Raw genomic sequence first — 13,070 nt, forward strand, 5'->3', positions numbered from 1 at the left:
TCGGCTGGCTTAGCCGGGGTGCGCCTCTGCTTCCGATTCGGCGGCCGCGTCCGCCTCGCCCTCGGCTTGCGCGGCCTGGGCGCGCCTGGCCGCCTCGGTGCCCTTGATATTGGTCAGGCTGCCTGCTCCCTTCGCCTCGGAAACGAGGTTCCACACAGCGATGAACAGCGCGGCGATGACCGGGCCGACGATGAAGCCGTTGAGACCGAACAGTTCGAGGCCGGACAGGGTGGCAATCAGGACCACGAAGTCGGGCATGCGGGTATCGCGACCGACGAGGATCGGGCGCAGCAGGTTGTCGATCATGCCGATGATGAACACGCCGCAGAAGATCATCACGCCGCCTTCGACATAGTTGCCGGTCGCCAACAGGTAGCCCGCGACGGGAACCCACACGATGCCGGTGCCTACGGCGGGCAGCAGCGAAAAGAACCCCATCAGCACGCCCCACAGGAGCGCACCTTCGATGCCGATGGCCGAGAAGATCAGGCCGCCGACGAGACCCTGCATCACTGCCACGACAACGGTGCCCTTCATGGTGGCGCGCACGACCAGCATGAAATGATCGAGCAGCGCATCGCGCAGGTGCGGCCGCAGCGGGATCGCGGTGCGCACGAGTTCGCCGTAGCGTTCGCCGTCGCGCAGCAGGAAGAAGGTGAGGTAGAGCATCACGCCCAGCGCGGCGATGAAGCTGAGTGCCCCCTGGCCGACGATGAGGAGGCGCGAGGCGATGTCCTGCAGGCCGCTGGCGATGCCCGAGCCGAATTCGCGCCGTAGCGTCTCGAAATCGGTGGATGTGTAACGTGCCACCGTGTCGCCGATCTGGTCGGGCAGGGCGGTGCGGAGCCGTTGCAGCATGGCGCCAAGGTCGATCTGGCCACTGCTGATCCGGTCATAGAGCGACGTCGCCTCCTGCACGAGGCTGGCGCCCAGGAACAGGGCGGGCAGGATAAAGATTGCCAGCAGGAGAAGCAGCACCAGCGCCGCCGCCGTATTGGGCCTGCCGCCCAGCTTCACTTCCAGTTTGCGGGTCATCGGCTCGAACAGGATCGCGGCGACGATGCCCCACAGGACTGCCCCGAAATAGGGGGCCAGCAACCAGGCAAAGGCGACAGTGACAAGAATGACGAGGCCGATGAACGCGTAGTCTTCAAGGCCGTATGCTGAGGGGCGCTTTGTCTCCATTGGCGGAGCAATATCATGAAATCCGGCAATTCCATCCCCGATCTTCGCAGCTGCAAGACTGGGGTGGATTTTTTCGCCGAAGCGGGCGAGACAACAGCGCATCCCCCCACATCACGAGGTCGCTCTCTTGATTTCCACCATGAAATTCCGAATCGCCGTCAGCGCCCTGGCACTGGCGAGCGTCCCGCTGGCTCCCGCCGTTGTAGCGAAGCCGTCCTCTGCCGCCGCCGGGCCGGAGCGCAGTTTCACGCCCGATGACCTGTTCAAGCTGCAGGGCGTTACCGATCCGCAGATTTCGCCGGACGGTTCGAAGATCGTCTACGTGCGCAGCAGCGCCGACATCATGATCGACAAGGTCGAGCCGTCGCTGTGGCTGGTTGATGTATCCACGGGCGAGCAGCGTCCGCTCGTCGCCGGGCCGGGCGCGCATATGTCCCCTCGCTGGTCGCCCGATGGCAAGCGTATCGCCTATGTCTCGAGCGACGGCAGTTCCGCGCCGCAGCTTTACGTCCTGTGGCTGGCCAGCGGCGCGAGCGTCAACGTCACCGACCTGCCCGATAGCCCTGGCGCGCTGGCGTGGTCGCCGGACGGCAGGCAGATCGCCTATACCATGCGTGTTCCGGGCGAGGGTGAGAAGCTGGGCTCGCAGCCCGAGACTCGTCCCGAAGGCGCGCAATGGGCCGAGCCGCTGCAGGTGATCGACCGCGTGACCTATCGCTTCGACGGTGCCGGCTATCTGGAACCGGGCTTCGACCATATCTTCGTCGTTCCGGCCGACGGAGGCGCGCCGCGGCAGGTGACTTTCGGCAAATTCGACGATGGCGGTCCGCTATCCTGGACGGCCGACGCAAGGCGCATCGTCTTCAGCGCCAACCGGCACGAGGACTGGGAACGCGACATAAACAACTCGGAAGTCTACAGCGTCGACATCGCAAGCGGCGCGATCCGTGCGCTGACGACCCGGCAGGGCCCCGATGGCGGGGCGCTTGTCTCTCCCGATGGAAAGCACATTGCCTATCTCGGCTACGACGACGTCAACCGCTCCTACGAAAACTCCGATCTCTATGTCATGAATGCCGATGGCAGCGGCGTGCGGCTGCTGACACCGAAGCTCGACCGTTCGATCGACGCGCTGGAGTGGGCAGGCAACAACAGCCTCTACGTCCAGTACGACGACGAGGCGCAGACCCGGGTCGCCCGCGTCGGTCTCGACGGGTCGATCAAGCCGGTGGTGTCCGGCCTGACGCCCGGCGGGCACTACGACAGGCCCTACACCGGCGGCAGCTTCAGCGTCTCGAAGGGCGGACGTATCGCCTATACGGCCGGGACGACCAGCCATCCGGCGGACCTGTGGGTGTCGAACGGCGGATCGGGACGCAAGCTCACCGACCTCAACGGGACCTGGATGGCCGACAAGGCGATGGCGCCGGTCCGCAAGCTGGCCGTGACCGCACCCGATGGCAGGCCGATCGACGCCTGGCTGGTAACGCCTCCCGGTCTGCAGCCCGGCCAGCGCGCGCCCCTGATTCTCGAAATTCACGGCGGGCCGAACACCGCCTATGCGCCTGTCTTCGCCACCGATTACCAGCTCTACGCCGCGCATGGCTATGCCGTGCTCTACACCAATCCGCGCGGCAGCACGTCCTATGGCGAAGAGTTCGCCAACCTCATCGACCGCGCCTATCCGGGCACGGACTACGACGACCTCATGGCGGCGGTCGACGCGGCGGTCGCCGATGGGGTGGCCGATCCGGACAACCTGTTCGTGACCGGTGGTTCGGGCGGCGGCGTGCTGACGGCATGGATCGTGGGCAAGACCGACCGGTTCAAGGCCGCGGCCACGCAAAAGCCGGTGATCAACTGGATCAGCGAGGCGCTGACGATGGATTCCACGCCGTTCACCTCGCGCTACTGGTTCGACAAGAAGCCCTGGGAAGATCCCATGGCATACTGGAAGCGCTCGCCGCTCAGCCTCGTCGGCAACGTGAAGACCCCGACACTGGTGGTCGTGGGCAGCGACGACTATCGCACGCCGGTCAGCGAATCCGAGCAATACTACGCCGCGCTGCAGATCCGCGGGGTGCCGACGGCGATGGTGAAGGTGCCGGGCGCAAGCCACGGCGGCATCGCCGCGCGGCCCTCGCAGTCGGCAGCGAAGGCTTCCGCGATCCTTGCGTGGTTCGACAAGTACCGGACCGGCGCCAAGCCCGCTAGCGAGTAGCCGCAAGCTCCGCGGCCAGCTGGGCGACCAGCTGGGCTGCGGGCATCGGGCGGGAAAGGGGTGCCCCCTGGCCCGCCCATTGCGCGCCGAAGCCGCCTTCGCCTGCAGCCTTGGCGGCGACGTTCAGCGCCTTGCCCGCATGATAGGCGCGTGGATAGGGCGCGACCGGTGGCAGAGCTTCGCTTGCGGCCAATGCGGTGAAGCGATTGGCAAGGCAACGGGCCGGACGGCCGGAAATCGCCGCAGTCATCGTCGTGTGGCGCGCGCTTTCGCTGGCAAGCGCGGCGCGGTAGGCGGCATCCGCATTGCTTTTCGGGCAGGCGACGAAGGCAGTGCCGAGCTGTGCGGCCACCGCTCCCAGATCGAGCGCGGCGCGAATGCCGGCGCCGTCCATGACCCCTCCCGCGGCGATGACCGGCAGTCCGGACTTCGCGGCCAGCAGGCGGGTCAGGGCCAGGGTGCCGTGGCGGTCATCTGGCGCAGCGGGATCGAACACGCCGCGATGGCCGCCGGCTTCCCAGCCTTGCGCAACCACCGCGTCGATCCCGGCATCTTTGGCACGCCGAGCTTCGTCGAGCGAGGTAGCGGTGGCGAGCAGCTTGCATCCCGCGGCCTTGAGCGCTGCAATCGCCTCGGCTTCGGGCAGGCCGAAATGAAAGCTCACCACCGGCGGGGCCAAATCGACAAGTGTGCCCAGCATTTCGGCATTGCCGACAAGCGTCGGGTAGATCGTCTCGAGCTGTGCGGGCGGCTCGGCATCGAATTCGGCAAAAGCCGGAGCGAGGCTGTCCAGCCACGCAGCCTCGCGCGGCGGATCGGCCTTGCATGGCGCATGGACGAAGAGATTGACGTTGAAGGGACGGTCTGTCGCGGCGCGAAGCCGGGCGATGTCTTGCGCTGCGGCTTCGGGCGTCAGCGTGCCCACCGCGATGGAACCGAGCGCCCCGGCATTGCACACGGCCGCGGCGAGGGCGGGCGTGGAGGTGCCCGCCATCGGTGCCTGTATCAGCGGTATGGAAAGGCCCAGGCCCGAGATGAAGTCCAAGGACACCGCCTTGGCCTCACGATTCTCCTGCGGGCTCGCTCTGCAGCTGGCAGTAGTTCTGGATGCCCATGCGCTCGATCATGTCGAACTGCTTCTCCAGCCAGTCCACGTGCTCTTCCTCGCTCTCGAGGATGCGCTCGAAGACCTCGCGGCTGACGTAGTCGCGCACGGCTTCGCAGTGGGCGATCGCTTCCTTGAGGAGTGGAATGGCATCGTGTTCGAGCGCGAGATCGGCCTTGAGGATCTCCTCGACGTTTTCACCGACGCGCAGCTTGCCCAGCGCCTGGAAATTGGGAAGGCCGTCAAGGAACAGGATGCGATCGGCCAGCACGTCCGCGTGCTTCATTTCGTCGATCGATTCGTGGCGTTCGTAAGCGGCGAGCTTCTTGATGCCCCAGTTGTCCAGCATCCGGTAGTGGAGCCAGTACTGGTTGATGGCGGTCAGCTCGTTGAAAAGAGCCTTGTTCAGAAAATCAATGACTTGTGGGTCGCCCTTCATCGCGCGTGCTCCTTTTCAAACGAGCCGCGAATATGGGCGCCGGGGGTTGGCCTGACAAGGCCGACTGGCGCAAAATCAATGGCGTGGATCAATGGGCGGTCATGGCCGCCGACCGGTCTCCGCATAGTTCGTCGGCGATGATCTCTTCCGCTTCCTCGAGGCACTGGCGGCATTGCGGGGTGCGGCCAAGGGCTGCGTAGAGCGTTTCGGCATTGCCCTGACAGCAGCGCGCGGCCGCCCTCAGGTCGGTTTCCTTGATAGCATTGCAGATGCAGACATACATGGGCGAATCCTCTTGCCCGTCATCATACGCAAATGAGAATGGATCGCAATATCATTTTGAAATCCCAGAATTGCGACGGTTTTCCAGAAGTTTGCGCATGACAAGCGAGCGCCAGAGCCATTCCAGCGGTCCGCGGCGGCAATGGTGAAGCCACGGTTCGCTCCACGCCAGCATGAGCGTCCAGCCCAGCACCACGAACAGCCATTGTCCGGCCGGGCCGACCCGGCCGAACAGGTCGAGACCCCAGCCATAGAAAATCGCGGTCATCACTACGCTTGTGCAAATGTAATTGCTGAAGGCCATGCGGCCGGCGGCGATCAGGCGCTGTCCGATTCGCGTTCGCGCCAACGCCGGCGTGGCAAGCGCGAGAATCGCACCGTAGCCGATGGCGCACAGCACATGCGGTACGACAAGACCGTGCGATATCAGCATATACATGGCGATGGGCGGGAAATGGCGCGGCCAGGCCCAGACCAGCGCGGCCAGGGTGAGGGCCAGTCCTGAGGTCGTGCAGCAAATGGCGACGGCTTTCATGCGGTGCGCCGGCCAGTCGCCAGCGAAGAAGCCGTGCCGGTGCATGGCCATGCCCAGCATCATCAGCGGCAGGATCTCTCCATAAGTACTGCTGGCCATGGTGAAGAGCCAGAACGGGTCGTCCCGCAGCTTGGCGATCACGATGTCGAGATAGGAGGATGTATAGAGCGCCAGCTCTCGCGCGCTTTCGTCCCAGTACAGGTCGAGCCGGGCCAGCACTGCCTGTTGCTGAGCGATTGTCGCCGTGCCCAGGCGAACCGCTTCCTCGGCGTGGACGACGGGCAGGGCGGCCATGATTTCCCAGATGTGCGTGGTCGCGAGGATGGCGAGCGCGAGGCCGAGTATCAGCCGGGTCGAAAGCTGGCGGGAGAGCAGGGCGACGATGCCGCAGGTGGCGTAGACGAACAGGATGTCTCCCCACCACAGCAGCAGATAATGCAGCGTTCCGAATAGCATGAGCCAGGACAGGCGGCGGACCTGCAGCAGTTCGCCGTTGCCGCCGATTGCCTCGATCCTCTCGCAGAAGAGCGAGAGGCTGGCCCCGAACAGGATCGCGAAAAGCGCACGCATCTTGCCTTCGAAGAAGACGAATCCGAAAGCCCAGGCCGCTTCGTCGGCAAGGCCGGCCTGATGCGGCAGACTGGGCGTGATCGAATTGATGCTCGGGCCGGCGAAGCCTGCGATGTTGATGGCAAGGATGCCCAGCACGGCAACGCCGCGGATGAGATCCAGCGTGACCAGACGCTCGGCGCTGCCTGCGATCGCCCTGGGCGACTGCGAGGCGAACGCCGCGTCGATCAGTTTCTCACGGGGAGGCAGGCGAATTCGCCCGCCGACAGTCTTGAGCAGGCCGCGTCGGCCTCGCTCTTGGATGCGAAACCGCCGGCCTGCAATTTGGTGAGCCTTCCTTCGGGCACGAGCATCTTTGCGCGCCCGGCGAGTTCGGGGCGCCTGCCGACCCTGGACCAGAGCTTGTCGGCATTGCCGGCCACGCCGAATGCGCCAAGCTGGACCCGCCAGGGGCCGCCGGTTGCAGGTGCATGTGCCGGGGCGGGCCTTGCGGCATCCACGGGCTTGGCCGGAGCCGGGTTCGCAAGTACCTTTGCATTCGTGCCTGATGCGGATGGCATGGCGGGCGCCGGAACGCTCTTGCGCGTGTAGTCGGCCCCGGCGGTCGCCGGGCTGGCGCTGCCGGTCGCGCGCACCGCTTCGGCTACGGCATTCTCGGCGGCGACGATCTGCGGGGGGCGTACGTTGCCACCACTGGTGGAGGTGGGCAGGGTGCCGTTACCCAGCTGGGCAGTCGCGCTCTCCCGCTCCCGCGTGGCCTGCGCGTCGGCGGCGATGCGCGAGGCGAGGGCAACGCTCTTCTGGCGGTCCTCCAGCGCAATGTGCTCGTCCATCTGCTTGAGGGCATTGGTTGCCTGCTGCAGGCCGGCCTGCTGGGCAAGGCTGACGAGGGCATAGGCGCGAACCCAGTCCTTGGCGACATAGTCTCCATTGAAGTGCGCAACGCCGATGATGTACTGCGCGCGCGGATCCCCGCGCGCGGCGGAGGATTCGAGGTAAGGCATGGCCTTGGCCTGTTCACCGTCCTGAAACAGCAGCAGTCCGTAGATGTCGGAGGCCTGTATGTGGCCCTGCGCGGCGGCCTTGCCGAAAAGATCCTTGGCCTTGGCAATGTCCTCCGGCACGCCCCGGCCCATTTTATAGGCCTGGGCGAGGTTGAACTGCGCGTCCGGATCACCGGCGGCTGCCAACGGTTTCCACTCCCTCACGGCAGCAGCGTAGTCGCCCGCGCTCCACGCGTCGACTCCTGCTTTGACGTCGGCCAGGGCTTGCGCGGCGATGAGCGTGGCCAGAGTCGCGCCGAGGCCCAGATTGCGGAAAAATCGGAGAAATTTCTTCACAGCGAAAATTACTCGTTGATTGCCGCCAGGTTCCGCAATGGTAAGCGAAACTACGGTGCGGGTACCAGTCCCCGGATCCGGGCAGCGCCGATTTGCACTGGCCGGTTTCCTAAACGGGAATGGTGAAGGGGATCTTTCCAAGGCCGGAAAAACCGCATGACGACGCGAAATCGGATCCCGGTAGCCATCCGGCATTGATTAACCGGAAATTAGGACCGATCTGCGATCCCACCTCTCGAGACTTTTACTGCGTATCGCAACTTCTCGGGGGACTTTGATTTGCGAGTACTGGCTTTGGCATCGCAAAAGGGCGGTTCCGGCAAGACCACGCTTTCGGGGCATCTTGCCGTTCAGGCCCAACGCGCCGGCGCTGGGCCGGTCGTCCTGATCGACATCGACCCTCAGGGATCTTTGGCCGATTGGTGGAACGAACGTGAAGCCGAATTCCCGGCCTTCGCGCAAACGACGGTCGCCCGCCTTGCGAGCGATCTTCAGGTCCTTCGCCAGCAGGGCTTCAAGCTGGCCGTGATCGACACGCCGCCGGCCATCACCATGGCGATCCAGAGCGTGATCTCGGTTGCCGAACTTATCGTCGTTCCGACCCGTCCCAGTCCGCACGACCTGCGCGCCGTGGGCGCCACGGTCGACTTGTGCGAACGGTCGGGCAAGCCGCTGATTTTCGTGGTCAACGCGGCAACGCCCAAGGCGCGCATCACCGCAGAGGCCGCCGTCGCCCTGTCGCAGCATGGCACGGTCGCACCGGTCACGCTGCACCAGCGCACGGATTTTGCCGCCTCGATGATCGATGGGCGCACCGTGATGGAAGTCGATCCCAACGGGCGTTCCTCGCAGGAAGTCACGGCCTTGTGGAACTATGTCGCGGACCGTCTCGAAAAGAATTTCCGCCGCACCGTCTTCTCAGCCCCGATGGGCGCGCCGATGGTTCAGGGCAATCATCGTCCCGTTGGCGGCTTCGGTCGCCGCGTAGCCGGTTCCTGAGGGGGGAGAAGGCATGAGCGAGCCACGCGATTTCGCCTCGCTCTCGCCGAGGCTTCTCGCCCGCAAGGGCGGTGCTCGGCCGGCGATGCGTCCGCAGGATACGTCGAAGTTCACCGCTGGCGGGATCCCGATCGATCCGCACAAGATGGACGACCTGGGCTGGAACGACTTTGGCCAAGGCCACGGCGGCGGCACTGGTGCGGCATCCGCGCCGAGGCCGGCATCGCGCCTGACTGCCAACCGTCCGACGCTCGCGCATGCCGAACAGGCTCCGGCTCGTAACCATGACGAATCTGGCAGCGTACATGAGGTGCCCGATGTGCTGCGTCAGATCGAGCAGCTGGCTCATCGCATCCATCGCAGCGAACCGCCGGCGAGGACCATGCCGGAGGGCCGCCGCGCCGCTTTCACGCTGCGCCTCGATGCGGAACGGCATTTCCGCCTCAAGATGGCCGGCGTGGTTCTCAACCGCAGTGCGCAAGTCCTCGTGACCGAGGCGCTCGACAAGTATCTTTCTGAAATGCCGGAGCTGTTCGCGCTGACCGGCACTGCGCGCAAGCCTAGCTGAAGCAGGCAGAGGGGGGCAGAACAATGCGACGTTTAGAAAACCGGACCCGGACGACAGGGCTGACTTTATGCTCGGCAATGGCGATTGTCATGCTTTCGGGCTGCGCCGGCCAGTCGCCGTTCGCATCGAGCGCGCGGGCGCCGGTGGCACGCGGCCTCAACGATGCCGATTCCGGAGCCGCCGTGGCTCGCGCGGAACAGCGCGTGGCCCGTTCACCCGAGAGCGCCTCGGCGCGCACTGAACTGGCGCAGGCTTACCTTTCTGCCGGACGCTTCGACTCGGCTGCGACTACCTTTGAGGATGCCGTCACGCTGGGCGGGGATAACGCCCGCATCGGTCTCGGCATGGCGCTGGCCTATATCGGGGCGGGCCGCAATGCCGAGGCGATCTCGGTACTGGGCCGCTGGCGCAACGATATTCCGGCAAGCGACTTCGGCCTTGCCCTTGCCCTTGCCGGGCAGCCCGAAATGGGTGTTGCCGTGCTGACCGACGCAGTGCGCAGCGAGGACAACAACGTTAAGGCCCGGCAGAACCTGGCGTATGCCTATGCCCTTCAGGGACAGTGGATGCAGGCGCGGCTGATTGCGGGGCAGGACGTTCCGGCCGACCAGCTCGATGCGCGTCTGAGCGATTGGGCCTCGAAGGCGCGCCCCGATGCATCGCGTGCCCGGGTTGCGGGCCTGCTCGGTGCGCCGCTGCGAGCCGATCCCGGTCAGCCCGCTGCGCTGGCATTGGGCAGCAAGGACGATGCAGCCCGCCTTGCGCGCACCGACATTCCGTCTCCCGCTTTCGGTCAGGCGCCCGTCGGCGAACTGCCACCGGTGAAGACGGGTGAAAGTTTCTGGGGCCAGGGCGCACTGGCCGATCCGGCTCCCGCTGCACCTCCGGCCGAGCAGGCCTCGCTTGCCGCATTAGACGAGTCTGTCGTCAAGGCGGTCGATGCCGCGCCTTCGAACCGCTTCGTTGCCAAGCCGGTCATTCAGCAGGTCGCGAGGAGCGAAAGCAACTTCCAGGCGACATTCGACCGCATGGCGACGGAGAAGATCGCACAGCCCGAAAAGGCTCGGGCCGCCAGGCCTGAGGTCCAGACCCATCTGGTGCAGTTGGGCTCGTTCCAGTCGCGCGAGGGCGCAGAGCGGGCCTGGGGCATCTTCGTGAAGCGCAATCCTTCGCTGAAGGATCACACCATGCGTATCACCGAGGCCGTAGTGAACGGCGCTCGCTACTACCGTGTGGCCGCGGAAGGCTTCGACCGGGCATCGGCGTATTCGCTGTGCTCTTCGGTCAAGCGCCGGGGCGACGGCTGCCTCGCCTATTCCGAATCGCAATCGCTGCCCGGCGCCCTGCCGAAGGGCGGCGCCATAGGAGCCCCACTGCGCGCGCGGCGCTGAGGTTTCCTACCCAAACAGTTCCATGTGAACCTTGCAGGCCTTCGTCTTCGGACGAAGGCCTCTTTTTTTGCTCGGGCCGCTCGCTAGGCGGAGCAGACGCGGCCCGGCAACCCTCAGAACGCGGGCTTCTTCGCCTTCACGGCCATGCCGCCCTTGAACAGCGCCAGCACGCGTCCCTGCACCGGCTGCTTGTCGAACGGGGTATTGCCTGCCGCAGCGGCCATTTCGTCCGAATCGACAATCCACGGACGGTCCGGGTCGATCACGGCAATGTCCGCTTCCTTGCCCTCGGCAAGGCAACCGGCATTCACGCCCAGCAACTTTGCCGGATTGCCCGCCAGCAGATCGAAGGCCCGGTTCATCGAGATCACGCCGTCGCGAACGAGTGTCATCGTCAGCGGCAGGAGCGTCTCCGAGCCGGCCATGCCCGGTGCCGAATCGGCATAGGGAAGGCGCTTGTCTTCGGGGCCGCGCGGATCGTGGCCCGAACCGATCATGTCGATGGTGCCGTCGGCGATGGCGGCGATCACTGCCTTGCGATCGGCCTCGGAGCGCAGCGGCGGCGAAAGATGTGCGAATGTGCGGAAATTCGCCAGAGCCAGGTCCGAGAGCATGAAGTAGGCCGGACTGACGCCCGCCGTTACTTTCGCACCGCGATCCTTGGCACGGCGCACGAGGTCGACGCCGGCGGCGGTGGTCACCTTGCGGAAGTGGATTTTCGCGCCGGCCAGTTCGGCCAGGGCAATGTCGCGCGCGATTGCGAGTGCCTCGGCTTCGGCCGGAGCGCTGGGCAGGCCCAGGCGCGTCGCCATTTCCCCGGCCGTCGCGACGGCCTTGCCGACGAGGCCAGAGTCCTCGGCATGAGTCACCACGACCATGTCGAGCATCCCGGCATATTGCAGCAGGCGCAGCATCGTGCCCGAATCGCGGATCCAGCTGCGCCCGGTGGCAACGGCGCGTGCTCCGGCATCACGCATCAGCGCGATCTCGGCCAGCGAATCGCCTTCGAGATTCTTCGTCGCTGCCGCGAGGGGGTGGACCCAGAAATCAGGCTTGCCCGATTGCGCGGCAAAGCGCACGCGGGCCGGAACGTCCAGCGGCGGGTCCTGGTCGGGCATCAGCGCCGCGCGCGTCACTCCACCGAAGTGGAAGGCGGGCTTGTCGATCGAGAAGACGGCCACGTCGACGAGGCCGGGCGTGACCAGCTTGCCGCCCGCTTGGTGGACGATGTCGCCCGCCTGCGGCGAAACGTCGCCAATGGCGGTGATGAACCCGCCTTCGCAGCGGATATTTCCGGCCTCGATCCGCCCGTCGGGCAGTACCAGCTTGCCGCCGGTGACGGTCAGGGGTGCGTGGATGCTCATGCCCAGCCCTCCAGTCCGCGCGCCTTGCGGGTCAGTACGTCGAGGCAGGCCATGCGGATCGCCACGCCCATTTCGACCTGCGTGGTGATCATCGAACGGTCGACGAGGTCGGCGACGTTGCTGTCGATCTCGATGCCGCGGTTCATCGGGCCCGGGTGCATGACGAGGGCGTTGCTCTCTGCCTTGGCGAGACGCTCCAGCGAAAGGCCGTAGAGGTGCCGGTACTCGCGCGGGGACGGGATGAACTGGCCTTGCATGCGCTCCAGCTGGAGGCGCAGCATCATGACCACGTCGGCATTGCGCAGGGCCGCGTCGAAATCGTGGAAGACCTGCACGTTCATCCGCTCGATATCGGCGGGCATCAGTGCCGGGGGCGCACAGACCCGCACTTCGGCGCCGAGCGAGGTGAGGCACAGGATGTTCGAGCGGGCGACCCGGCTGTGCAGGATGTCGCCGCAGATGGTCACGCGCAGGCCGTTGAAGGCGCGTTTGGCCTGGCGGATCGTCAGGGCGTCGAGCAGGGCCTGGGTGGGGTGCTCGTGCTGGCCGTCACCGGCATTGATGACGGGGCAGTCCACCTTGTCCGCGATCAGCTGGACCGCGCCCGAGCTGCCGTGGCGGATCGCGATGGCATCGGCGCGCATCGAATTGAGCGTCATTGCCGTGTCGATCAGCGTTTCGCCCTTCTTTACGCTCGATGTCGCCACGGCCATGTTGACGACGTCGGCGCCTAGACGCTTGCCCGCGATCTCGAAGCTGAGCAGCGTACGTGTCGAGTTCTCGAAGAAGGCGTTGATGATCGTCAGGCCGGAAAGCAGGTCCCGCCGCTTCTGGGCATGGCGGTTCAGCTCCACCCACTGCTGCGCCTCGTCGAGGAGGAACATGATCTCATGCGGGGCGAGGCCCGCTATGCCTACAAGGCCGCGGTGCGGGAAGGCGGCGCTGCCTTCCGGATAAGTGAATTCTGGCGATGTCATTGAAGACGATGCCTTAGGCGTGCCTGCTGCCCGGCTCAAGCCGATTCGACCCGGCGATGCACGATGTCCCCAACCGCTACCCCAGCCACTTCTT

Annotated in this window: 12 protein-coding genes; 4 read left to right on the top strand and 8 right to left on the bottom strand. The window is 65.6% G+C overall.

Translation table 11 applies throughout. The features are described from left to right. Window positions 1–9 precede the first annotated feature (9 nt). Entirely contained in the window at window positions 10–1,185 is a 1,176-nt protein-coding gene (locus tag JI59_RS15995) for an AI-2E family transporter (protein WP_013833056.1), read from the bottom strand. A 139-nt stretch (window positions 1,186–1,324) separates the two neighbouring features. On the opposite strand from JI59_RS15995, the gene JI59_RS16000 reads away from it, so the two are divergent. Then, a complete protein-coding gene (locus JI59_RS16000) occupies window positions 1,325–3,406 on the top strand; it encodes an alpha/beta hydrolase family protein (RefSeq protein ID WP_038576368.1) in 2,082 nt (693 codons plus the stop codon). On the opposite strand, the gene JI59_RS16005 is transcribed toward JI59_RS16000, so the two are convergent. From JI59_RS16005 to JI59_RS16025, 5 genes are all read right to left on the bottom strand, one after another. Next, the gene (locus tag JI59_RS16005) at window positions 3,396–4,451 is read right to left on the bottom strand and encodes an NAD(P)H-dependent flavin oxidoreductase (protein WP_007011635.1); all 1,056 of its coding nucleotides are present in this window, start codon (window positions 4,449–4,451) and stop codon (window positions 3,396–3,398) included. The genes JI59_RS16000 and JI59_RS16005 overlap by 11 nt on opposite strands. Window positions 4,452–4,467: 16 nt before the next feature. After that, window positions 4,468–4,950, bottom strand: coding sequence for a bacterioferritin (gene bfr / locus JI59_RS16010; RefSeq protein ID WP_007011634.1), 483 nt, complete (start codon window positions 4,948–4,950; stop codon window positions 4,468–4,470). 88 nt (window positions 4,951–5,038) lie between these two features. After that, window positions 5,039–5,233, bottom strand: a complete 195-nt coding sequence (locus JI59_RS16015) for a (2Fe-2S)-binding protein (RefSeq protein WP_007011633.1) — start codon at window positions 5,231–5,233, stop codon at window positions 5,039–5,041. Window positions 5,234–5,284: 51 nt separating this feature from the next. Continuing rightward, window positions 5,285–6,475, bottom strand: coding sequence for a DUF418 domain-containing protein (locus JI59_RS16020; protein ID WP_007011632.1), 1,191 nt, complete (start codon window positions 6,473–6,475; stop codon window positions 5,285–5,287). An 89-nt stretch (window positions 6,476–6,564) separates the two neighbouring features. Beyond that, complete coding sequence (locus tag JI59_RS16025; RefSeq protein ID WP_007011631.1) at window positions 6,565–7,677, bottom strand: SPOR domain-containing protein; 1,113 nt, start codon at window positions 7,675–7,677, stop codon at window positions 6,565–6,567. 279 nt (window positions 7,678–7,956) lie between these two features. Between JI59_RS16025 and JI59_RS16030 the strand changes: the two genes are divergently transcribed. The 3 genes from JI59_RS16030 (at window position 7,957) to JI59_RS16040 (ending at window position 10,635) form a co-directional block, all read left to right on the top strand. Further along, window positions 7,957–8,676: a ParA family protein gene (locus JI59_RS16030; protein ID WP_013833061.1), complete on the top strand. Its 720-nt coding sequence runs from the start codon at window positions 7,957–7,959 to the stop codon at window positions 8,674–8,676. Window positions 8,677–8,689: 13 nt separating this feature from the next. Beyond that, on the top strand, window positions 8,690–9,244 hold the full coding sequence (locus JI59_RS16035; protein WP_007011628.1) for a hypothetical protein: 555 nt from the start codon (window positions 8,690–8,692) through the stop codon (window positions 9,242–9,244). A 77-nt stretch (window positions 9,245–9,321) separates the two neighbouring features. After that, window positions 9,322–10,635 (top strand): tetratricopeptide repeat protein, encoded by a 1,314-nt coding sequence (locus JI59_RS16040; protein WP_007011627.1) that lies wholly within the window; start codon window positions 9,322–9,324, stop codon window positions 10,633–10,635. A 113-nt stretch (window positions 10,636–10,748) separates the two neighbouring features. Here JI59_RS16040 and JI59_RS16045 read toward each other — a convergent pair whose 3' ends face one another. Together JI59_RS16045 and JI59_RS16050 are read right to left on the bottom strand one after the other, a co-directional pair. Then, window positions 10,749–11,999, bottom strand: a complete 1,251-nt coding sequence (locus JI59_RS16045; protein ID WP_007011626.1) for a dihydroorotase — start codon at window positions 11,997–11,999, stop codon at window positions 10,749–10,751. Further along, window positions 11,996–12,976, bottom strand: a complete 981-nt coding sequence (locus JI59_RS16050) for an aspartate carbamoyltransferase catalytic subunit (protein ID WP_007011625.1) — start codon at window positions 12,974–12,976, stop codon at window positions 11,996–11,998. The genes JI59_RS16045 and JI59_RS16050 overlap by 4 nt, the downstream gene beginning before the upstream one ends. Window positions 12,977–13,070: the final 94 nt, after the last annotated feature.

Source organism: Novosphingobium pentaromativorans US6-1 (assembly GCF_000767465.1).
Lineage (GTDB): Bacteria > Pseudomonadota > Alphaproteobacteria > Sphingomonadales > Sphingomonadaceae > Novosphingobium > Novosphingobium pentaromativorans.